The organism is Arthrobacter sp. B10-11, from assembly GCF_033142195.1.
Classification (GTDB): Bacteria; Actinomycetota; Actinomycetes; order Actinomycetales; family Micrococcaceae; genus Arthrobacter; species Arthrobacter oryzae_C.
In genome coordinates, this window is the sequence record NZ_JAWMTH010000009.1 from 19,059 (window position 1) to 40,105 (window position 21,047).

At 66.5% G+C, this 21,047-nt stretch carries 18 protein-coding genes; 8 read left to right on the forward strand and 10 right to left on the reverse strand.

The features are described 5' to 3' along the window. The first annotated feature begins 119 nt into the window (after positions 1-119). The 3 genes from RW112_RS20365 (at position 120) to RW112_RS20375 (ending at position 6,586) form a co-directional block, all read left to right on the forward strand. Positions 120-1,085 (forward strand): quinone oxidoreductase, encoded by a 966-nt coding sequence (locus tag RW112_RS20365; protein WP_317783504.1) that lies wholly within the window; start codon positions 120-122, stop codon positions 1,083-1,085. A 166-nt stretch (positions 1,086-1,251) separates the two neighbouring features. Further along, on the forward strand, positions 1,252-5,166 hold the full coding sequence (locus RW112_RS20370; protein ID WP_317783559.1) for a Pls/PosA family non-ribosomal peptide synthetase: 3,915 nt from the start codon (positions 1,252-1,254) through the stop codon (positions 5,164-5,166). A 52-nt stretch (positions 5,167-5,218) separates the two neighbouring features. Beyond that, positions 5,219-6,586, forward strand: coding sequence for a M1 family metallopeptidase (locus RW112_RS20375; protein ID WP_411709950.1), 1,368 nt, complete (start codon positions 5,219-5,221; stop codon positions 6,584-6,586). Between the two features lie 41 nt (positions 6,587-6,627). Here the strand turns inward: RW112_RS20375 and RW112_RS20380 are convergent, their stop codons facing one another. From RW112_RS20380 to pheS, 3 genes are all read right to left on the reverse strand, one after another. After that, the gene (locus tag RW112_RS20380; protein WP_317783506.1) at positions 6,628-7,311 is read right to left on the reverse strand and encodes a 4'-phosphopantetheinyl transferase family protein; all 684 of its coding nucleotides are present in this window, start codon (positions 7,309-7,311) and stop codon (positions 6,628-6,630) included. A gap of 81 nt (positions 7,312-7,392) precedes the next feature. Further along, entirely contained in the window at positions 7,393-9,936 is a 2,544-nt protein-coding gene (gene pheT / locus RW112_RS20385; protein ID WP_317783507.1) for a phenylalanine--tRNA ligase subunit beta, read from the reverse strand. 2 nt (positions 9,937-9,938) lie between these two features. Beyond that, positions 9,939-11,000: a phenylalanine--tRNA ligase subunit alpha gene (pheS, locus tag RW112_RS20390; protein ID WP_317783508.1), complete on the reverse strand. Its 1,062-nt coding sequence runs from the start codon at positions 10,998-11,000 to the stop codon at positions 9,939-9,941. 232 nt (positions 11,001-11,232) lie between these two features. On the opposite strand from pheS, the gene RW112_RS20395 reads away from it, so the two are divergent. Then, on the forward strand, positions 11,233-11,709 hold the full coding sequence (locus tag RW112_RS20395; protein ID WP_317783509.1) for a DUF4157 domain-containing protein: 477 nt from the start codon (positions 11,233-11,235) through the stop codon (positions 11,707-11,709). A gap of 1 nt (position 11,710) precedes the next feature. Then, positions 11,711-12,346: an SIMPL domain-containing protein gene (locus RW112_RS20400; protein ID WP_317783510.1), complete on the forward strand. Its 636-nt coding sequence runs from the start codon at positions 11,711-11,713 to the stop codon at positions 12,344-12,346. Between the two features lie 21 nt (positions 12,347-12,367). Here RW112_RS20400 and pcp read toward each other — a convergent pair whose 3' ends face one another. Further along, entirely contained in the window at positions 12,368-13,024 is a 657-nt protein-coding gene (gene pcp, locus RW112_RS20405; protein ID WP_317783511.1) for a pyroglutamyl-peptidase I, read from the reverse strand. Between the two features lie 118 nt (positions 13,025-13,142). Here pcp and RW112_RS20410 point away from each other — a divergent pair, with 118 nt between their 5' ends. Continuing rightward, positions 13,143-14,282: an Rv2578c family radical SAM protein gene (locus RW112_RS20410; protein WP_317783512.1), complete on the forward strand. Its 1,140-nt coding sequence runs from the start codon at positions 13,143-13,145 to the stop codon at positions 14,280-14,282. Positions 14,283-14,322: 40 nt separating this feature from the next. Here RW112_RS20410 and RW112_RS20415 read toward each other — a convergent pair whose 3' ends face one another. Further along, complete coding sequence (locus RW112_RS20415) at positions 14,323-14,775, reverse strand: (deoxy)nucleoside triphosphate pyrophosphohydrolase (protein ID WP_317783513.1); 453 nt, start codon at positions 14,773-14,775, stop codon at positions 14,323-14,325. Between the two features lie 191 nt (positions 14,776-14,966). Between RW112_RS20415 and RW112_RS20420 the strand changes: the two genes are divergently transcribed. Further along, on the forward strand, positions 14,967-16,178 hold the full coding sequence (locus RW112_RS20420) for an MFS transporter (protein ID WP_317783514.1): 1,212 nt from the start codon (positions 14,967-14,969) through the stop codon (positions 16,176-16,178). 69 nt (positions 16,179-16,247) lie between these two features. On the opposite strand, the gene RW112_RS20425 is transcribed toward RW112_RS20420, so the two are convergent. Further along, positions 16,248-17,165, reverse strand: coding sequence for a cation diffusion facilitator family transporter (locus RW112_RS20425; protein ID WP_317783515.1), 918 nt, complete (start codon positions 17,163-17,165; stop codon positions 16,248-16,250). Between the two features lie 234 nt (positions 17,166-17,399). Between RW112_RS20425 and RW112_RS20430 the strand changes: the two genes are divergently transcribed. Continuing rightward, positions 17,400-17,666 (forward strand): GlsB/YeaQ/YmgE family stress response membrane protein, encoded by a 267-nt coding sequence (locus RW112_RS20430; protein ID WP_305940431.1) that lies wholly within the window; start codon positions 17,400-17,402, stop codon positions 17,664-17,666. Between the two features lie 97 nt (positions 17,667-17,763). On the opposite strand, the gene RW112_RS20435 is transcribed toward RW112_RS20430, so the two are convergent. The 4 genes from RW112_RS20435 to infC form a co-directional block, all read right to left on the reverse strand. Next, a complete protein-coding gene (locus tag RW112_RS20435; protein ID WP_317783516.1) occupies positions 17,764-18,660 on the reverse strand; it encodes an RNA methyltransferase in 897 nt (298 codons plus the stop codon). A 47-nt stretch (positions 18,661-18,707) separates the two neighbouring features. After that, positions 18,708-19,163, reverse strand: coding sequence for a 50S ribosomal protein L20 (gene rplT / locus RW112_RS20440; RefSeq protein ID WP_317783517.1), 456 nt, complete (start codon positions 19,161-19,163; stop codon positions 18,708-18,710). Between the two features lie 118 nt (positions 19,164-19,281). After that, complete coding sequence (gene rpmI / locus RW112_RS20445) at positions 19,282-19,476, reverse strand: 50S ribosomal protein L35 (protein ID WP_009358635.1); 195 nt, start codon at positions 19,474-19,476, stop codon at positions 19,282-19,284. A 115-nt stretch (positions 19,477-19,591) separates the two neighbouring features. Then, entirely contained in the window at positions 19,592-20,674 is a 1,083-nt protein-coding gene (gene infC, locus RW112_RS20450) for a translation initiation factor IF-3 (RefSeq protein WP_411709952.1), read from the reverse strand. Positions 20,675-21,047 lie beyond the last annotated feature (373 nt).

Below are 21,047 nucleotides of genomic sequence, written 5' to 3' on the forward strand. Positions count from 1 at the left end.
ATCCCCAATCACCCCGAAGTGACGGCCGGTTACCGGCCGTCACTTCGTCGTTGGCGGACGTGTCCCTAGGATGGGTCCTGTATCCGGGCCTGGAAATCCCAGCCCAGGGAAGGAGACACATGATGCACGCAATCGTCGCCCGCCAGGCCGGCGGGCCGGACGTCCTGGAGCTCACCGAAGTGCAGCGTCCGGTACCTGGCCGGGGCCAGCTCCTGGTCAAGGTGTCCGCCACAGGCGTGAACTTCATCGACACATACAAGCGCAGCGGTACGTACAAAGTCCAGTACCCCTTCACCCCGGGCTCCGAAGCCGCAGGCACGGTGGAGGAGGTCGGCGACGGTGTGTCGCTCTACTCCCCCGGCGACCGGGTGGCCACCGCTGAAGGAACCAACTGCTACGCCGGCTACATCCTGGTGGACGAGGACAAGGCCCTTCCCGTGCCCCGCGGCGTGGACGATTTCACGGCAGCCGCCCTTCCCCTTCAAGGGATTACCGCGCACTACCTGATCAACTCCTCGTTCCGGGTGGAACCCGGCCACACAGTCCTGCTCCACGCCGGCGCCGGCGGCGTTGGCCTGCTGGCCATCCAGCTGCTCAAGGCGAAGGGCGTCAGGGTCATCACCACCGTCTCCACCGACGACAAGGCGAAGCTGGCCCGCGAAGCCGGAGCCGACCATGTCATCCGCTACGACGGTTTCTCCGCCAAAGTCCGCGAACTGACCGACGGGACCGGCGCGGATGCCGTGTTCGACGGCGTGGGAAAGGACACCTTCGACGGTTCCCTCGCCGCCCTCCGCGTGCGCGGCACGCTGGTTCTCTTCGGCGCCGCCTCCGGACCGGTTCCGCCGTTCGACCCGCAACGGCTTAATGCCGGCGGATCCCTGTACCTGACCCGCCCGACCATTAACCACTTCCTCCGCAACGCCCAGGAACGCCGCTGGCGCTCCGACGAAATCTTCGCGGCAGCCGCCAACGGCAGCCTTAAGGTGCGGATCGGTGGCCGCTATGACCTTGCGCACGCGGCCCGGGCGCACGACGACCTGGAACAGCGCCGCACCACGGGCAAGATCATCCTCGTACCGTGACCCGGTAAACAGGACGCAAACCTGCGGCGAACGTCCGGCGAACTGCGACACCTTTTGTTCATCTTGCTCCGAGAGAATCACCCCCGTGACTGACCAACCGCAAGATCCCGGATCCGTGCCCGAGCCGGAAGCTGTTCCCCCGGTAGGACGCACTGCACTTCCCGGAATCCGGAACCTGCATGCGCCGCAGCTGGCCGGCGCCGCCGCGGCACCGCCGGAGCGGACGCTGATCGACATCCTGGAGGAGACGGCCAGGAAGTATCCCGAAGCCTCGGCCCTGGACGACGGCCACCGGCGCCTGAGCTATGCGCAGCTCATGGCCGAGGTCCGGGCCACCGCGCGCGAGCTGCACCTGGCGGGCCTCGGCGCCGGGGACAAGATCGGCGTACGCATACCCTCCGGCACCAACCGGCTCTACGTGTCGATCCTGGCCGTCCTGCTGATCGGGGCGGCGTATGTTCCGGTGGATGCCGACGACCCCGACGAACGCGCCAAGCTGGTGTTCAGTGAAGCCCGCGTCGGCGCCATCCTCAAGGGCGCCGGCGAGATCGTTACGGACAGCAAGCGGCCCCGGCCGTTCCCGGACCCGCGCAAGCCGCAGGCCGACGACGACTCCTGGATCATCTTTACGTCCGGCTCCACCGGCACGCCCAAGGGCGTAGCCGTCCAGCACCGGTCCTCTGCAGCGTTCGTTGATGCCGAAGCCCGCATCTTCCTGCAGGACGAACCCATCGGCACCCAGGACCGCGTGCTCGCCGGACTCTCGGTGGCCTTCGACGCCTCCTGCGAGGAGATGTGGCTGGCCTGGCGCTACGGAGCCTGCCTGGTTCCCGCTCCGCGGTCGCTGGTTCGGACCGGCATGGATCTCGGTCCGTGGCTGATCAGCCACGGGATCACCGTGGTTTCCACCGTGCCCACCCTCGCGGCCCTGTGGCCCGCGGAAGCGCTGGAGAACGTGAGGCTGCTGATTTTCGGCGGCGAGGCCTGCCCTCCGGAGCTCGCGGAACGCCTCGCGGTCGACGGCAGGGAAGTCTGGAACACCTACGGGCCCACGGAAGCCACTGTGGTGGCCTGCGCGGCGCCGCTGGGCGTGCCCGGCCCGGTCCGGATCGGCCTGCCGCTGGACGGCTGGGACCTGGCAGTGGTTGACCCCGGCGGCGTTCCCGTGGATGAGGGCGAGGTGGGTGAGCTCATCATCGGCGGCGTGGGGCTGGCCCGGTACCTCGACCCCGCCAAGGACGCTGAAAAGTATGCGCCCATGCCGTCCCTCGGCTGGCCCCGGGCCTACCGTTCCGGTGACCTGGTCCGTTACGAGGCCGCCGGGCTCGTCTTCATGGGCCGCGCCGATGAACAGGTGAAGCTCGGCGGCCGGCGGATTGAACTCGGAGAGATCGACGCCGCCTTGCAGGCGTTGCCTGACGTTGCCGGAGCGGCGGCGGCCGTCCGTACGACGGCGGCCGGGAACCAGATCCTTGTGGGTTACCTTGCCGCCGCGGGCACCGCGGACATCGATCTCGCCGCTGCCAGGGAGCTGCTGGGTGCCAGCCTCCCGGCGGCGCTCATCCCGCTCCTGACCGTTGTGGATTCGTTGCCCACCAAGACGAGCGGAAAAGTGGACCGGCACTCCCTGCCCTGGCCGCTGGCCGGTGCGGGGGCTGCGGATGCGGACAACGCCCCGTTGAACCTGCCGGATGACGCACGCTGGATCGTGGAGCAGTGGGGCAGCGTGCTGGGGACACCGGCGTCGAGCCTTGACGCGGACTTCTTTGCCCATGGCGGCGGGTCCCTGGCAGCCGCGCAGCTCGTGTCGGCACTGCGTGTGCGCTACCCCACCATTACGGTGGCCGACATCTATGCCACGCCCAGGGTGGGGGCGCTCATCGACGCTGCCCGGCAATCCCTGCCCGAAGGCGTAGCCGGGCCGGCACCGGAACGGGAGGTGCGCCCTACGGCCCTGAAATCGCAGGTCTTCCAGACCCTGATGGGCGTCCCCCTGCACATCCTGGTGGGGATGCGATGGCTCACCTACGTGATGGCGGCCAACAATCTTCTGGCCGCCTTTGCCGGCTTCTCGGCGGCTCCTGTCGTTTCCTGGTGGTGGGTGGCTGCCTCCTGGCTTGTTTTCGTGAGCCCGGCCGGCCGGATGGCCCTTTCCGTCCTTGCCGCCAGGACCCTGCTCCGGCGGGTGGTCCCCGGGACCTACCCCAGGTCCGGCAAGGTGCACCTGCGGCTGTGGCTGGCTGAACAAATCCAGGATTTGTCGGGTGCCATCAGCCTGGCAAGCGCCCCGTGGGTTCCGTACTACGCGAAAGCGCTCGGGGCGAAGATCGGCAACGATGTCCAGCTGCACTCGCTGCCGCCGGTCACCGGAATGCTTTCGCTGGGCCGCGGCAGCAACATCGAACCCGAAGTGGACCTCTCCGGCTGGTGGATTGACGGGGATACGGTCCATATCGGCCAGGTACATGTGGGTGCCGGCGCGACGGTCGGGGCACGCAGTACGCTCATGCCAGGGGCCAGTATTGGTGCCGGCTCACAGGTGGAGCCGGGGTCGGCGGTCCTCGGCAAGGTGAAGGCCGGGCAGCTGGTATCCGGCTCCCCTGCCGAGCGGATCGGCAAGGCGAGGCAGGCATGGCCTGACACGCCGCCGGCGCATGCGCTGATCGGGCGGCTCTGGTTCGTGGCCTTTGCCGCAGCGTCCGCGGCACTGGCCGCCCTCCCGTACCTCTCCGCTGCCGCCGGGGCATTCGTCATTTTCCTGTTCATTCGCGGCAGCGAATCGCTTTCGGCCGCCCTCCCCCAAGTTCTTGCCTCGCTGCCGCTGGCGGCCCTGACATGGTTCCTGACCAACCTCCTGCTGATCCTTGCCACCACCCGGTTGCTGGGCACCGGACTCAAGGAAGGCTACTTCAGGGTGCGGAGCCGGATCGGCTGGCAGGTCTGGGCAACCGAACGGGTGCTGGACCTGGCCCGGGATGTGCTCTTTCCGATTTACGCCAGCCTGTTCACGCCGGTCTGGTTGCGGCTGCTGGGAGCCAAGGTGGGCAAGAACGTGGAAGCTTCCACCGTCCTGCTTCTTCCCAAGATGACAACCGTCGGCGAAGGCGCGTTCCTTGCGGACGACACGATGGTGGCCTCCTATGAACTGGGGGGCGGGTGGATGCGGATTGCCCCCGCGAAGATCGGCAAACGTTCCTTCCTGGGCAATTCAGGAATGACGGGAGCCGGACGAAGCGTGCCTAAAAACTCGCTGGTGGCAGTCCTCTCCGCCACCCCGGCCAAGGCAAAATCCGGCACGTCCTGGCTCGGCAGCCCTCCGGTCCGCCTGCGGCGCACCGCAATCGCCACGGACAACACCCTGACTTTCCAGCCGCCCCGGAGGCTGAAGCTGGCCCGCGCCCTCTGGGAGCTGTGCCGGTTCATCCCGGTAGTGCTCACGGTTGGCCTCGCCGCCGGCGTGATGCTCGCGTTCGACCGGATCGCGTCGGCGTGGGGCTACGGGATCGCTGCACTCCTGGGCGGCATCGTGGTCCTTGTGGCCGGAGCTGCGGCCGCCGCCAGCGCTGTGGTGGCCAAATGGCTGCTGGTGGGCAGGATCAGGCCGGGCGAACATGCGTTGTGGAGTTCCTTCATCTGGCGCAACGAGGTAGTGGATACCTTCATCGAAATGGTGAGCGCGCCGTGGTTTGCCCGATCCGCCTCGGGCACTCCGGCGCTGGTCTGGTGGTTGCGGGGCCTGGGCGCAAAAATTGGCCGCGGCACGTGGTGCGAGAGCTACTGGCTGCCCGAAGCAGACCTGGTCACCCTGGGCGAGAGCTCAACGGTCAACAGGGGCTGCGTGGTCCAGACCCACCTGTTCCACGACCGGATCATGAGCATCGACACTGTTACCCTCGAAGACGGAGCCACCATGGGACCACACGGGGTCATCCTTCCGCGGGCACGCATCGCGAGGGGCGGAACGGTGGGCCCGGCATCCTTGGTCATGCGCGGGGAAACTGTTCCTGCCGGGACATACTGGATGGGCAACCCGGTCAGCCCCTGGGCAGGTCCGGCAGTGCGGGCTCCGCGGCTAAAGTAACACGCGCAAGGCAGTACCTCCGTCCCACCAGCTCACCATGAAAGCCCCGTTTATGAGTTTTGCAGCACCAGCCAGCCCCGGTGATACGCGCATGCCGGGTGAACCATCGGGCCCACCGGATCCCTACGTTCCCGGGCACGGCACGAATGCCTACCGCGTCACGCGTTACGAACTGGACCTGGACTACAAACTCGCCAGCAACAGGCTCAACGGCAGGGCCGTCCTGCACGCCGAGGTGGAACGGCCGGCGTCGGCCGTTGTCCTGGACCTCACGGGACTGCGTGCCGTCAAAATCTCCCTGAACGGCAGAAGGGTGCGGAGATTCAGCCAGCGGGCCGAGCAGCTGGTGGTCGTCCCGGATGCAGCGCTGCTGCCGGGCGACCGTTTCGAGCTGGACATCCGGTATGAGGGGAATCCTTCTCCGCGGCGCGGCCTCTGGGGCGAGGTGGGCTGGGAGGAGCTGACCGACGGCGTCCTGGTGGCGGGCCAGCCCAACGGTGCTGCCTCGTGGTTTCCCTGCAACGACCATCCGCAGCACAAGGCCAGCTACCGCATCGCCGTCACCACGGACGCCAATTACCGGGCGGTCTGCAACGGCCTGCTGATCTCCCGTAAAACCGGCTCCAGCCGTGAAACCTGGACGTACGAGCAGGCGGAGCCAATGGCAACGTATCTCGCCACCGTCCAAATCGGCCGGTACGACGTCCTGACCCTGGATACGACCGGGATTCCCGGCAGCATCCCCCAGCACATCGCAGTGCCCGCAAACCTGGCCGACGAGGCACGCCGGGGCCTGGCCCGCCAGCCGGAAATGATGCAGACATTTGTCAAGAGCTTCGGCCCCTATCCCTTCCAGGAGTACACCGTGGTGGTGGCGGAGGACGAGCTCGAAATTCCGCTCGAAGCCCAGACCCTGTCCATCTTCGGGCCCAACCACCTGGACACGGGCTGGGAATCGCAGCGGCTGATCGCCCACGAGCTGTCGCACCAGTGGTTCGGCAATTCCCTGACCGTTGCGGCCTGGAGCGACATCTGGCTCCATGAGGGATTCGCGTGCTACGCGGAGTGGATCTGGTCCGAGGCGGCGGGCGTCATGAGCGTTGCGGACCGGGCAGCGGCCGCCTGGCGGAAGCTTGCTGCCCTGCGCAAGGACATTGTCGTCGGGGACCCCGGACCTGAGCTGATGTTCGATGACCGCGTGTACAAGCGCGGGGCCCTGGCGCTGCACGCACTCCGGATCCGGTGCGGCGACCTCGCCTTTTTTGCGCTGCTGCACGACTGGGCCGCCAGCAACCACCATGGATCCGTGTCCACTGCCGCTTTTATCCAGACCGCCGACCGCGTGGCGGGCATCGATTCAGAAGCCCTGCTCCATCCCTGGCTGTTCGAAGAGGCGCTGCCGGCCCTGCCCGTCCGGTAGCGAACTGCCCGTCCGGTCGCGAGTCGGCACGGGCCCCGTCTTCAGCCGAAGGCGACGGCGGCGGCCAGGTGGCCCGGCAGCCCCGACTCGGAGGGTGCCAGGTCCCTGACGCCGTGCCGGTCAAGCACGTCCAGCGTCTCCGGCGCACGCCTGAGCCCCTCCCCGGTCATCTTCAGGAGGGCTTCCTTCCGCGCCCACAGCCGGGCACGCTCACGCAGCAGGGCGCCCCCGGTCAGCGGGGCCACGGCCTGCCGCTCCGCCGGAGTCAGCGCCACCGCGTCGAAGCCGTCAAATTCCATCAGCTGCGGGTCCTCGGCATCAACACCCAACCGCTGCTTCGGTGCCGGTTGAACCACGGCCGCCAGCAGGGTCCAGCCGGCGGCCCGGGACAGGCTCAGCAGAAGGGGCGCCGGCGCCCCTCCTTCCCGGGTGTAGCCCGGCGTGCCGTGGGAGATCACCGCACCGCTGCCGCACTGCGGACAGGTGTAGCTCGCGGCCAGGTCCTTCGCGCGCACCCCGAGCAGCTCCGCCGCGAAGAGTCGCTGGACAATCCGGCCGGCCAGGAAATCCGAACGAGCTGGCTGCACCATGGCGCGGGCTCGCTCCAGTTCGGCCCCGTCCAGGAGCCGGCGGGCACTCCGTTCCAGGCCGGCCGCTGCCTCGGTTGAATCCTGTCCGGGTACGCGGAAGGGCGGGCACGCACGCACAACAAGTTGTGATGCCATTGCCCGCCCTTCCGTGTGCAAGCGCTCTGGGCGCCGGCGCCGAACTGCGCCGGCGCTGTTCTACGTCACCGCTGTTCTACGTCACCGCTGGACGGCTCCGAAGCGCTCGGCGGCACAGGCGACGGCGCTTTCACGTGCGGCAGACGCCTCGTCGGCCGTGAGCGTCCTGTCGGCGGCACGGAAGCGGAGGCCGAAGGCCAGCGACTTCTTGCCCTCCTCGATGCCCTTGCCGGCGTACACATCAAACAACGCCACGTCTTCCAGCAGCTCCCCGGCGCCCTCGCGGAGGGCGGCCAGGACGTCGTCGGCAGGGATTTCCTGCGGAACCACCAGGGCCACATCCTGCGTGGCCACCGGGAAGCCGGAAATGTGCTTGGCCACGATGACGTCCGCGGCGGCGTCGAAGAGGGCGTCCGCGTTGAGCTCAACCGCCACCGAGCGTGCGGGCATGTCGTGCGATGCCAACAGCTTGGGGTGCAGCTCACCGGCGTAGCCGATGACGTCGCCGGAACGCAGTGCCAGCCGGGCGGTGCGTCCCGGGTGGAAGGCCTGGTGGTGGCCCTGGCTGACCACGATCTCCACACCCAGGACGTCGCCGGCCAGGCGGGCGACGTCCACGGCGTCGGCCCAGTCCCAGGCGCGCGGCGTGTGCGACGCGGCAGCCGGGGAATCGTGGCCCGTCAGGACCGCAGCGATGTGCAGCGGCTGGTCCGGAACGCCGTCGTACAGGGCATCCAGCACCTCATCGGAGGGCTTGACGCCGAGCGGCGGGATGGACGGCGTGCCCACGGTGTCACCCGGCAGGAACACCAGTCCGGCTTCGAAGACCGCCAGGTCGCGGAAGCCGCGCGAGTGGTTCCGCTTGGCCACCTCGATCAGGCCGGGGAGCACGGACGTCCGCAGGAAGCCCTGTTCCTCGCTGATCGGGTTGGCCAGCTTCACGGCCTTGCGTTCAGCGCCCTGCTCTGCCACGCCGAAGGTGTCGTTGGCTGCCTTGGACACAAACGGGTAGGCCAGGACCTCGGTGAGCCCGGCATCGGCCAGTGCCTGGACCAGCCGGCGGCGCTGCTGCTGGACGCGCGTCAGCCCGCGTCCGGGAGGCGCCACGGGGAGGGTCGCCGGAATCTGGTCGTAACCCACCAGCCGGGCGATCTCCTCGGAGAGGTCTTCCTTGGTTTCCAGGTCGTTCCGCCAGCTCGGGGCCGTGACCGTCCAGCCGGCGTCGTTCTTCACCACGGCAGCGCCGAGGTCCTCGAGCGAGGTGACGATCTGCTCTTCGGTGAAATCGATGCCGATCCGGGCGGCGGCGAAGGCCGCGGGCAGTTCGATGGTGACGGCGTCCGGTGCGGTCCCGACGTCGGTGCCGGCGTCGTCGGCAATGCCGCCGGCCAGCTCGACCAGGAGGTCCACTACACGCTGGGCCGCGATGCCCGCGACCTGCCAGTCCACGCCCCGTTCAAAACGCTTGGATGCTTCGGACGGCAGCTTGTGCCGCCGGCGGGACCGTGCGATCGACACCTCGTCGAAGTGGGCGGCTTCAACCAGGACGTTCGACGTCGAATCGCTCACCTCCGTGGCGGCACCGCCCATGACGCCGGCGATGCCGATCGCGCCGGAGCTGTCGGTGATCAGGAGGTCCTCGACGTCGAGCTTCCGCTCCTTGTCATCAAGCGTGGTGATCTTCTCCCCTGCCACCGCGCGCCTGACCACGATGTCGCCGGACAGCTTGTCCAGGTCGTAGCAGTGCGTAGGCTGGCCGAGTTCCAGCATGACGTAGTTCGAGATGTCCACGGGCAGCGAGATGGAACGGATGCCGGCCAGGCGCAGGCGCGACACCATCCACGGCGGCGTCGGCCTGGTCGCATCGACACCGCGGACGGTGCGGGCCACAAAACGGTCGCACCCCGGCTTGCCGTAGATGGGAGCGTCGTCGTTGAGCTTGACGCCGTGGCCGCCGGAAAGTTCGGCCGGTGCCTGCACCCTGGACGCCGGATCCGTGAAGGTGGTCCCGGTGGCATGGGCGAATTCGCGGGCAACGCCGCGGATAGAGAACGCGTAGCCGCGGTCCGGCGTCACGTTGATTTCGGCGGCCTGGTCGTAGAGGCCGAGCAGTTCCATCGCGTCGGTGCCGATTTCGGGATCCAGCCCGATCCGGGAGAGCACCAGGATGCCGTCGTGGTCCTCGCCGATGCCCAGTTCACGGACCGAGGCGATCATGCCCGCGGACAGGTGGCCGTAGGTCTTTCGCGCGGAGATGTGGAAGTTTCCGGGAAGCACGGCGCCTGGAAGGGTGACGACCACCTTGTCGCCCTCCACGAAGTTGTGGGCGCCGCAGATGATGCCCTGGACACCGGAAGGGTCAATGCCGTCACCGGTAAGGGTCTGTTCCTGGCCCTCGGGGACCACGCGGACCTGGCACCAGTTGATGGTTTTGCCGTTGGTCTGCGGCTCCTTGACCAGGCTCAGCACCTGGCCCACCACCACGGGACCGCGGAGCGCGTCCGTGGGGCGGTGGACCGCTTCTTCTTCAAAACCGACCTTGACCAGTTCTGCCATGACATCTTCGGCCGTCGCTCCGGCCGGTACCTGCGCGAATTCACGCAGCCAGGAAAGTGGGATACGCACTGTTAGATCTCCATCCCGAAGTGCTCGCTGAAACGTACATCGCCTTCGATCATGTCGCGCATGTCGCCCACCTCGTTGCGGAACATAAGGGTGCGCTCGATGCCCATGCCGAAGGCAAAACCTGAATAGACGTCCGGATCGATGCCCGCGGCGCGCAGCACGTTGGGGTTGACCATGCCGCAGCCGCCCCATTCAATCCAGCGCGGGCCGCCCTTGGCGCCGGGATGCCAGATGTCCAGCTCGGCGGACGGCTCGGTGAACGGGAAGTAGTTGGGGCGCAGCCGGATCTGGGCTTCGTCGCCGAACATCTGCCGGGCAAAGTGCTCCAGGGTGCCGCGGAGGTCGGCCATGCTGAGCCTCTTGTCGATGGCCAGGCCCTCGAACTGGTGGAAGACCGGCGTGTGGGTGGCGTCGAGTTCGTCGGTGCGGAATACCTTGCCCGGGCACAGGACATAGATCGGCACCTCGCGTTCCAGCATGGAGCGGACCTGCACCGGGGAGGTGTGGGTGCGCATCAGCAGGTGGGCTTCCGGGGGCTCCACGAAGAAGGTGTCCTGCATCTCGCGGGCCGGGTGGTCCGGCTTGAAGTTCAGCGCATCGAAGTTGAACCACTCCGACTCGACCTCGGGACCCTCGGCGATTTCCCAGCCCATCCCCACGAAGATGTCAGCGACGCGGTCCTGCAGCGTGGACAGCGGGTGGCGTGCACCGGCACGACGGCGGCGCGGGGCGGCCGTCACGTCGACGGTCTCCTCGACCAGGATGCGGGCGTCGTTCTCCGCTTCGAGCTCGGCAGTGCGGTCCGCGAGCGCCTTGTTGACGCGTCCGCGGGAGGCGCCCATCAGTTTTCCGGCGGCGGCCTTCTGGTCCTTTGTCAGGCCACCGATTCCGCGGTTGGCAAGGCTCAGCGGCGATTTCTCGCCGGTGTGCGCCAGCCTCACGGCCTTGAGTTCATCAAGGGTGGAGGCCGCGGCAATGGCGGCGACGGCGTGGTCTACGGCGGCAGTGATGGCAGCTTCATCCAGAGGGTTCGGGATGTCAGCGCCCGGCAAAGTTTCAGTCATCTACTGTTCTTAGCTACGAGTCGGGTTATCGCCAGCGAACTGTCCTGCTGCATTCGGGTCCACCGGCAGCGTGTCCGTCACTGGCTTGTCTTCCACGCAGCCGTTTCCGGGCCGCGCGGAGGGACAAAGGGCAGGGCTCGCCGGAATTCGTCCGGCGGGCACTCTCCCCCAGTCTAGTTGAATGCGCCCCGCCGGACGCGCCACAACTGCCCAGTCTGACTACCATGGCCTCATGACCCCCGGACAGCGGCTGCGGCAGATCGCCAATGTGCTGAATGCAACGACGCTCCTGGGCCTGCTGCTGGCCCGGTGCGCCCGGACCTCCGTGCGAACCGGTCCGCGAGGCCTGCTGATCGCCACCGGCTACCGCTGGCGCCTCCCCTTCGCCCAGGCGTTCACCGTGGGGAATGTCGTGCTGTTCCGTGCCGCGCCCGCGGAGGCACTCGCCAATCCGGCGCTGCTGCGGCATGAGGAACGGCACTGCAGCCAGTATGCCTGGTGCCTTGGCCTGCCGTTCCTGCCGCTGTACTTCCTCGCGGCGGGGTGGTCGCAGCTCCGGACGGGAAACCCGGGGTCCGCCAACATTTTTGAACGCCTGGCAGGGCTGGAGGCCGGCGGCTACGTGGACAGGCGCCCTGCGGATCCGGGGCTCCGCCGCAAGCGCCGGCGCCCCGCCGGCAAGAACGCCCGCGATGGAATTGAGGCATGACATGACCGAAACCGCCAGGACCGTCACCGTAACCGGCTCGGGGACTGCCGAAGCGGCACCCGATTTACTCACCGTCTCCATCGGCGTGGAATGCCGCAGGGAGGATGTGGGGGCGGCCTACGCGGCCGCCGGGCAGGCTTCGGCAGGAATTTCCGCGGTGCTGCGGGAGCACGGTGTGGGCGACCAGGACATCAGCACGTCCGGGCTCAACGTCCGCGCGGATGTGGTGTGGAAGGAGGGCCAGGGCCAGACAGTGACGGGGTACGTTGCCTCAAGCATCCTGTCGGTCCGGTTGCGGGATGTTGCCGGCTCCTCGGAGGTCATTGCGGGTGCGGTGGCCGCGGGCGGCAATGACGTCAGGCTGAACGGGCTGGACCTCGGCTTCGCGGACCCGGCCGGCGTCACGGCACAGGCTCGCGAAGCCGCCTGGCAGGACGCCCTGGCCACCGCCACGCAGTTCGCGTCGCTGGCGGGCTCCGAACTCGGCCCGGTGGTGTCAGTGACGCAGCAGCCCGGGCCGTCGGGGCCGATCCCGGTGGCGAAAATGCAGCGGGCCATGGCCGCGGACTCCGTGGGGATCGAGGCGGGACAGTCCAGCGTGTCAGCGACGGTGGAGGTCGTCTGGGAGCTTCGCTGACCCGCCCCGCGGCAGGAGCCGTTAGTGGATGGCCCCGGCGGAAAGCTTGAGGTCCGCGGTGGTCACCAGGGCGGTACGGACGACGACGGCGAGCGCCTCCGCCATCACGGCGGCGGGCAGCGACGGGGTGCCGCTGCCCCGGGGCACCTGCTGCGTCTCGTAGGGGACATGGATGAAGCCCCCGCGGACGGGCGGAGAGCCGGCGTCCGGACTGGTATGCAGTGCGTGCATCAGCGCATAAAAAACGTGGTTGCAGACGTAGGTACCGGCGCTTTGGGAGACTTCGGCCGGTATGCCGGCACTGCGCAGCGCTGCGAACGCTGCCTTCACCGGTAACGAGCTGAAATAGGCCGCCGGCCCGCCGGGGACCATTTCCTGGTCCACGGGGCAGTTTCCGGCGTTGTCCGGGATGCGGGCGTCGTCGCAGTTGATGGCGACCCGTTCCAGGGAGATCCGCGGCCGCCCTCCGGCCTGGCCCACGCAGATCACCAGCTCCGGGCGGTGGTCCCGCAGCGCATCCTCGAGCACCGTGATGGATTCCTTGAACACGCACGGCAGCTGCACCGCGGCGACGGCGTGGCCCTCCGCCTGCAGCACACGGCAGGCCGCGTCCGCGGCAGTCCAGGACGGGTTGATGGTTTCGCCGCCGAACGGTTCAAACCCGGTGAGCAGGATCATGGCCCCAGCCTAGCAACCGGCCCTGCTGCGACACCGCCCTGCTGCGACGCCGCCCTGTTGAGACGGCTGCGGCTGCAGGCCCTTGACATTGATTCGAATATATCTTCGAATGGTACCCATGAGATGGGATGCACAAGCACTCCGGCCGGCGAATGGGCCGAAGCCGGACAGCGCCGATGACGCCTCAGGCAACGCTCGGCCCGCCGCCCCGGCCGTTGACGCCTTGCTGCCCCTTGCCGGGCTGGTGCGTTCCATTTCTACCCCCGAATTTGCCGGGGTCACTTTCCATGAGGTCACCGCCAAGTCAGTGCTCAACAAAGTGGCCGCCGGTTCGCGCATGCCGTTCGAATGGACTGTCAATCCGTATCGCGGTTGCAGCCACGCCTGCGTCTACTGTTTCGCCCGCAAAAGCCACACCTACCTCGACTTTGATGCCGGCCTGGACTTTGACAGCCAGGTTGTCGTCAAAATCAATGCCGCCGAGGTCCTGAGGAAGGAACTGGCGAAGCCTTCGTGGGGCCACCACCACGTTGCGCTGGGCACCAACACGGATCCGTATCAGCGCGCAGAAGGCCGCTACCAGCTGATGCCCGGCATCATCCGCGCGCTTGCCGATTCAGGAACACCACTGTCCATCCTCACCAAGGGGACGCTCCTGGCAAGGGATATTCCGCTGCTTAAGCATGCCGCCACGCAGGTTCCCGTGGGGATCGGAATTTCGCTGGCCATGACTGACGAACAGCTATCTGAAGCAATCGAACCAGGCACGCCGGGCCCCAGGGCGCGGCTCAAGCTCGTCTCGAGGCTTCGCGATGCGGGCCTTCCATGCGGCGTGATGGCCATGCCCATCCTGCCGTGGCTCTCCGACAGCGACGAAGCGCTGGACTCTCTGTTTGGCTCGTTGGCTACGGCCGGCGCAACGGGTGTCACGGCCGGGGCTTTGTACCTGAAGCCCGGCACGCGCGAATGGTTCATGCAGTGGATTGCCGCCCGACACCCTGAGCTGGCCGGCCGCTATCGCCGGCTGTACGGCACGGGGTCGTACGCGTCCAAGGAGTATCGCCAGTGGCTCGCGGGACGGATCCGCTACTTCAAGTCACGGCATGGTTTTTCCGGTTCGCACGGGTTCAGCCACCGGGACCTGGCCGGGGATCCGAGGGACGAGGAAGCGCAGTACCCGGCCGGCAGCATCCCCGCTGCGCGAACCGGCCCGGGAAAGGGCCGGGGCGTGGAGTCCGCGCAGCCCACACTGTTCTGACCGACACCATAATCCGAGGCACTAAACGGCTCCGGCTCCGTTACGAGTCCGGCGAAATCGACTCCGGGCCGGCAAGAGTTGCCAGCAGGGCCCGGACAATCGGAAAGTCAGCGGGTATCCAGGGAAGCGTGAGAGCTTCGTCGCTTCCTGCCAGGGTGATCCAGCGCAGTTCGTCGTGGTCTTCCAGCGGCCGGGGGTCACCGTCGGCAATCTCGGCGAACCACACACGCATGGACGCCTTCGAATTCAGGGGCCAGCCGGCGGCAGTTTCCGCCGGCAGTTCAGCGCCGAGCCGGACCCCGACTCCCAGCTCCTCCCGGAGTTCCCGGTGGAGGGCGTCTTCAGCTGATTCCGAAGGCTCCACCTTCCCGCCCGGGAATTCCCACATTCCGGCAAACTGGGGCGGCGCAGTCCTCCGCGCCACCAGCAGCCGGGCAGGGGAACTCAGGGAATCCACAACAGCTCCGCCAACAACATTGATGAGTCCAGTCACCGCATCAGTCTATGGGGGACAATGGTTGTGGCTGATTCCGCCGGAGCCCGGGATAACGTGCGCCGAAAAGCGACGGTGCAGTAATGACGGCGCAGGAATACGGCCCCCTTCCCCCGTGTTGCAGTAATCAGATTTTATGCTGCGTGCTGACTCTCACGTCCGATGAACCAGAACTTCCGAAAAGCAGGCCAATGACCTCCACGTCCACGCTCAGCCCCGCCCGACCGAAGGCAGGGCCCCAGCACCTCGCCTTAGCCATAGTGTCCCTTGCGATGGGCGGATTCGGCATCGGCGTCACTGAATTCACCATGATGGGACTGCTCAAGGAGGTGGAGCAGGGCCTGAACATCGGCACACCGGAAGCCGGCCACCTCATCTCTGCCTACGCACTCGGCGTGGTCATCGGAGCCCCGCTGCTGGCAGCAGTCGGCGCCAAACTCCCCCGCAAACATCTTGCCCTGGGCCTCATGCTGTTCTTCAGCGTGGCAAACCTGACGTCGTTCATCGCTCCGGACTACGGCACCATGCTGGTGTCCCGGTTCGCGGCCGGCCTGCCACACGGAGCGTTCTTCGGCGTGGCGGCTGTGATTGCGGCTTCGCTGGTCGCACCGACCAAACGGGGCTGGGCGATCTCCATGGTGATGGCCGGATTGACCATCTCAAACGTCATCGGTGTTCCATTCGCCACCTGGCTGGGCCAGGCCTTCGGCTGGCGGCTGCTGTTTGTGCTTGTCGGCGTGATCGGGCTGGTCACGCTTGCCATGCTCTGGAAGTTCGTCCCGTTCCAGGCGGCGCACCCGGATGCCAGCATCCGCAGGGAACTTGGCGCCCTGAAACGGATCCAGGTCTGGCTGGCCATCCTCATCGGCATTGTTGGCTTCGGCGGATTCTTTGCCACCTACACCTACATCGCACACACCATGACCTCCGTGGCAGGTATCCCGTCGGCGTTCCTCCCCCTGGTGGTGGCACTCTACGGCCTGGGCATGGTGGCCGGAAACATCGTAGGCGGCCGCATCGCCGACAAGTCAGTGATGGGAACCATCTACCTGGTGCTGCCGGGCATTGCGATCGCGCTGGTTGTCTACGCCATCGCCGTCCACTGGCCGTGGTCCGCGTTCGTGATGGTGTTCGTGGTGGGCGGTGCAGGCTCGCTGCTGGTACCCGCCCTGCAGACGCGGCTGCTCGATGCCTCCCCCGATGCTCCGTCACTGGCATCTTCGCTCAACCACGCGGCCCTGAACGTGGCCAACGCCCTCGGCGCCTTCCTCGGCGGCCTCGTGATCGCCTGGGGCTGGGGTTATGTCGCGCCCGCCCTGGTCGGCGCGGTGCTGGCAGTCCTGGGCCTCGCTGTCGCCGTCGCCAGCGGCATGCTGGAACGCAAAAGGCCGCTGGTGTCCTAGCCTGCCCCGGGCAGGTTCGGTCCAGCGGCCTTCCGCGTCACGGCGACCCGTGATCCGGCGTACGCGCAATCAGACGTGCGCGCGCTCCACGTCCGGTTCAAGGTAGATGACCCGCGCCATAGGCACAGCCTCGCGGATGCGGCTTTCAGCGCTATCGATTACCGTGGCAATCTCCGCGCCGGTGGCGGCGGCGCCGACGCTGATTTTGGCAGCAACCAGGAGTTCTTCGGGACCAAGGTGCAGGGTCTTCAGGTGGATGATCCTGGTACCGTCGGCTTCAAGCGCCCCGCTGATCCTGGCGACGTCGGCCTTGGTGGCGGACTCACCGAGCAGCAGGGACTTGGTCTCCAGGGCGAGGATGATGGCGATGGCCACCAGCAGGAAGCCGATCATCGCGGTTCCAAGGGCGTCCCAAATGCCGTTGCCTGTGATCAGCGTCAGGCCCACACCGAAGAGCGCGAACACCAGGCCCAGCAGGGCGCCGAGGTCCTCGAGGAGGATGACGGGAAGCTCGGGCTGCTTGGCGTTGCGCACGAAGTGCACCCAACTCTGCTTGCCCCGCACGTGGTTCGATTCGATGATCGCCGTCCGGAACGAGAAGGATTCGGCGATGATCGCACCGATCAGCACTGCCAGCGGAACCCACCAGAAGTCGCCTTCGATGGCGTGAGGGTGCTGGATCTTTTCCCAGGCCTCATACAAGGCGAACAGTCCGCCCACGCTGAACAGCACAATCGAGACGATGAAGGCGTAGATGTAGCGCTCACGTCCATAACCGAAGGGATGTTCCGGGCTGGCGGCACGCTTCGCGCGCTTGCCGCCCACCAGCAGGAGGATCTGGTTGCCCGAGTCGGCAACGGAGTGGATGGCCTCAGCCAGCATTGACGACGACAGCGTCAGGATGAAAGCGACGAACTTTAGTACAGCGATGGTCAGGTTTGCAGCCAGAGCCGCAACGATTGCCTTAGTACCGCCATTTGCAGCCAAGTGAGCTTCACCTCTTCAGGGATTGCCGGAAAAATTGCAGGTGCGATCACCGCCCAATACTGATGCCCGCAAGGAATACCGTACCCGCCTGCCGCTGCCGGATGCACCACGGGTCACTGCGGGCGACACCTAAAACATTGAAACTTCGCCTGCTGACAAGGAAACACACCCTGTGTTAGCTTGAAGCCATAATCGGGGCTTGTAGTGAGCCCCGACGAATATGTAGGAGGAGAAATGGGCTTTCTTGGCTGGATCATTCTCGGACTCATTGTAGGAGCAATCGTCAAGGCAATCATGCCTGGAAAAGTCGGCGGCGGCTGGGTCACCAGTCTGGTGCTCGGTGTCGTCGGCGCCATCGTCGGCGGCTGGATCGGCGACCTGTTGTTCGGCGGCGGCAGAATGGAATTCTGGAACCTCGGCTCCTGGCTTCTGGCCATCGTCGGCGGCCTCGTTGTAGCCGGCATCTACGGCTTCATCACCGGCAGGAACCGGACAACATAACTACACACCCCTAACCGATTGGGGCACCCGAGGTGCCCGACAACGGTGAAGATTACGACGGCGGGACCCACCGGAAGGCGGGTCCCGCCATTTGCGTTCAGGCCCGTTTCTGCGAACGCGCGCTGGCGTAGAGGCACACCGTGGCAGCCGTGCCCACGTTCAGGCTTTCCGCGGCACCGTAGACCGGGACAGCCACCCGGTGGTCCGCCAAGGCGAGCTCGGCGTCGGATAAGCCCTGGGCTTCATTCCCGAACAACCAGGCGGTTGGCCGCTCGAGGTCATAGGCGGATTCCGCGTCCGACGTGCCCAGCCTTCGGGCAGCGCTTTCGTCCTGGAGCTGGTCCAGGTCCAGCTGGCCGTAGCCGTCGGCCGCCAGGATGCCGATCCCGCGTTCGCTGCAGGCCCCGGCCAGTTCGGCCAGGTCCGTTCCCAGCACAACCGGCAGGTGGAACAGCGATCCGGCCGTGGAGCGGACTGCCTTGGGGTTATAGATGTCCACGCTGGAGGCCGTCAGGACAACGGCGTCGGCTCCGGCAGCGTCGGCCGCCCGCAGGACGGTGCCGGCATTGCCGGGGTCCCGAAGCTGGCAGAGCACGGCGATCAGGCGGGGCCCGGCGTCGAGCACTGCCTCAAGCTGCACGTCCACAAAAGCGCAGACGGCGATAATGCCCTGGGGGTTAACGGTGTCCGCCATGGCGGCGAGTACCTCGTCGGTGGCGAGTCGGGCATTGACACCCTCGGCGAGCTCATCAAACTCCGGATGGCGGTCCAGGCAGGCTTCGCTGGCGAATACTTCGTGGACCACGCCCGGCTCCCCCGCTGCAACCCTTTTCTGATGGAGTACCAGTGCTTCGCGGACGGCCTGCGGTCCCTCGGCCAGGAACTGCCCGCGCTTTAAACGGGCCGGGCGCCCTGCAAGCTTTGCCACATCCTTTACCCGATCAGCTCGGGGGTTGGAGAGTGGAAAGTCTTGCGGGCGCCCGGTTTCGTTCATATAAGAACTTTAGTGGCTATTGCCACCGGTCCCTGAACGGCGGGATGCTACTTGGCAGCCTTTTCGGCAGCCGGCTTCTTCGCAGCCTTGGCCTTCGGAGCCTTTGCCTTCGGGGCTTCAGCCGCAGCGGCCGGCGCGGAAGTGTCAGCAGGCAGCGAGTCCTTGGCAATCTGCACCAGGGCAGCAAAAGCGTTGGCGTCTGAGACGGCCAGTTCTGCCAGCATGCGGCGGTCAACCTCGACCTCAGCGGCCTTCAGGCCCTGGATCAGGCGGTTGTAGGTCAGGCCGTTGGCGCGCGATGCAGCGTTGATGCGCTGGATCCAAAGACGGCGGAAGTCGCCCTTCTTCTTCTTGCGGTCGCCGTAGCTGTACACAAACGAGTGCAGCAGCTGTTCTTTTGCCTTGCGGTACAGGCGTGAGCGCTGTCCACGGTAACCTTTTGCGCGTTCGAGGATAACCCGGCGCTTCTTGTGGGCGTTTACCGCCCGCTTCACACGTGCCACGTGCGTACTCCTTCAGAATTCTGATCCCAAGCGTCTACTGCCGGATAACCGGCCGGCCTGAGAAGCCTTTTTGGTAGTTGACTGCCGCCAGGTGGCGAGCAGTCAGAGAACTTGGAACTTAGATGCCGAGCATCTTCCGGATGACCTTGGCGTCGCCCTTGAAGACGATCTTGTCGCCGGCAAGGCGACGGGTCAGCCTGGAGGACTTGTGCTCGAGGTAGTGGCGGCGGTTGGCCTGCTGGCGGCGCAGCTTGCCGCTACCGGTCAGCTTGAAGCGCTTCTTAGCACCGCTGTGGGTCTTCATCTTCGGCATGGGAACCGATCTCCTTACGTATCCGCAGACAAGTCTGCAGTCTTTCGTGCAGCCACCCCTGCGGGCGGCGTGCTGGTTGCTTGCTGCGCCAGGCGATGCTTGGCGCAACTTTGAACTAGTTGGTCTTCTTGCTGCCCGGCTTGGGGGCAGCCGGCCGTGCTGCAGGCTTCGGCGCTGCGGGCCGGGCTACCGGCTTGGGCGGCGAAGGTATTCCGGCCGGCCTCGGCGCCACGGGGGCGGCCTCTGCCGGCTTCGGTGCAACAGGCTCCTTGGCCACAGGCGGCTTGCTGGCTGCAGCAGGCTTGCTGACTGCAGGACGCGGGGCCGCCGCAGCCTTGGGGGCTTCGCGCTTCGGTGCTGCCTGCTTGGGAGCTTCCTTGACCGGGGCTTCCTGCTTCGGCGCTTCCTGGACAGGAGCTTCCTGCTTCGGTGCTTCCTGCTTGGGAGCTTCCTGCTTGGGAGCTTCCTCGGCCGGGACCTCGGTTTCCGGCGCAGCGGCCGCTTCGGCAGGTGCCTCGACGGCAGCTGAAGCCGCAGCGGCCTCGGTGTTCGCCTCGGGTGCTGCCTCTTCCGTCGATACTGCAAAGCCCTCAGGCAGCAGGTCCGCCAGGGACTGCGTCATGGCGGGCTGGTCACGGCTGACGTCCACCCGGCCGCTGGCCTTGGCTTCGTTCTGGGCTTTTGCTTCAGCGCGCTGCGTCGCACGGCGTGCTTCTGCCTTGGCCTCGGCCTTGTTCTTCAGCGGGCCCACCACCATGACCATGTTGCGGCCATCGATGCGGGGGCTGGACTCGACAACGCCAACTTCGGCGACGTCGTCGGCGAAACGCTGGAGAAGGCGGATGCCCATTTCCGGACGCTGCTGCTCACGGCCGCGGAACTGGATCATGGCCTTGACCTTGTCTCCGGCGCCGAGGAAGCGGAGGGCGTGGCCGCGCTTGGTCTCGTAGTCGTGAGTGTCGATCTTCAGCCGGAAACGGATTTCCTTCAGAACCGTGTTGGTCTGGTTCTTACGGGCCTCGCGTGCCTTGACAGCAGCTTCGTACTTGTACTTGCCGAAGTCCATCAGCTTGCACACCGGAGGCTTGGCCTGCGGTGCAACTTCAACGAGATCAAGGTCGGACTCGGCAGCCAAACGCAGGGCGTCCTCAATACGGACAATTCCTACCTGTTCGCCTGCAGGGCCGACCAGCCGCACCTCGGGGACGCGGATACGCTCATTGATTCTTGGCTCGCTAATGTTAGAACTCCTGTGGTTGAGATGAGTACTCCACCGGCAAACAGAGAAGGCCCCCAATTGCCGGAGCAATCGAAGGCCTCGAAGATCGGATGTACCGGGCCTCCGGGGAGGCTGTACGCGTTCCGGCCGGCTGACGCCGCCCTGGAATGCCCGACCAGGTACCCGGCAACCTTGCTTCCTGGACATTGCTTCCGGGAAAACGGCTGACGCGGGTGGGAGAGAACTCCGCTTGCAAACTGAAAGTCAATGCTACAGAAAGAACCCCGGAAACTGCACATTGGCAGCAGCTAGATTCACATAACAAAATAACGACATTCAGTCGGTCTGTGAC

Bases quoted from the DNA above. Each gene is read 5' to 3' on its own strand.
- pheS (WP_317783508.1), bottom strand. From the start codon at position 11,000: ATGACTGAAACTTTGCCGGGCGCTGACATCCCGAACCCTCTGGATGAA.
- RW112_RS20380 (WP_317783506.1), bottom strand. From the start codon at position 7,311: ATGGCATCACAACTTGTTGTGCGTGCGTGCCCGCCCTTCCGCGTACCC.
- RW112_RS20375 (WP_411709950.1), top strand. From the start codon at position 5,219: ATGAGTTTTGCAGCACCAGCCAGCCCCGGTGATACGCGCATGCCGGGT.
- rpmI (WP_009358635.1), bottom strand. From the start codon at position 19,476: ATGCCGAAGATGAAGACCCACAGCGGTGCTAAGAAGCGCTTCAAGCTG.
- RW112_RS20410 (WP_317783512.1), top strand. From the start codon at position 13,143: ATGAGATGGGATGCACAAGCACTCCGGCCGGCGAATGGGCCGAAGCCG.
- RW112_RS20365 (WP_317783504.1), top strand. From the start codon at position 120: ATGATGCACGCAATCGTCGCCCGCCAGGCCGGCGGGCCGGACGTCCTG.
- RW112_RS20430 (WP_305940431.1), top strand. From the start codon at position 17,400: ATGGGCTTTCTTGGCTGGATCATTCTCGGACTCATTGTAGGAGCAATC.
- pcp (WP_317783511.1), bottom strand. From the start codon at position 13,024: ATGATCCTGCTCACCGGGTTTGAACCGTTCGGCGGCGAAACCATCAAC.
- RW112_RS20420 (WP_317783514.1), top strand. From the start codon at position 14,967: ATGACCTCCACGTCCACGCTCAGCCCCGCCCGACCGAAGGCAGGGCCC.
- RW112_RS20395 (WP_317783509.1), top strand. From the start codon at position 11,233: ATGACCCCCGGACAGCGGCTGCGGCAGATCGCCAATGTGCTGAATGCA.
- RW112_RS20435 (WP_317783516.1), bottom strand. From the start codon at position 18,660: ATGAACGAAACCGGGCGCCCGCAAGACTTTCCACTCTCCAACCCCCGA.
- RW112_RS20400 (WP_317783510.1), top strand. From the start codon at position 11,711: ATGACCGAAACCGCCAGGACCGTCACCGTAACCGGCTCGGGGACTGCC.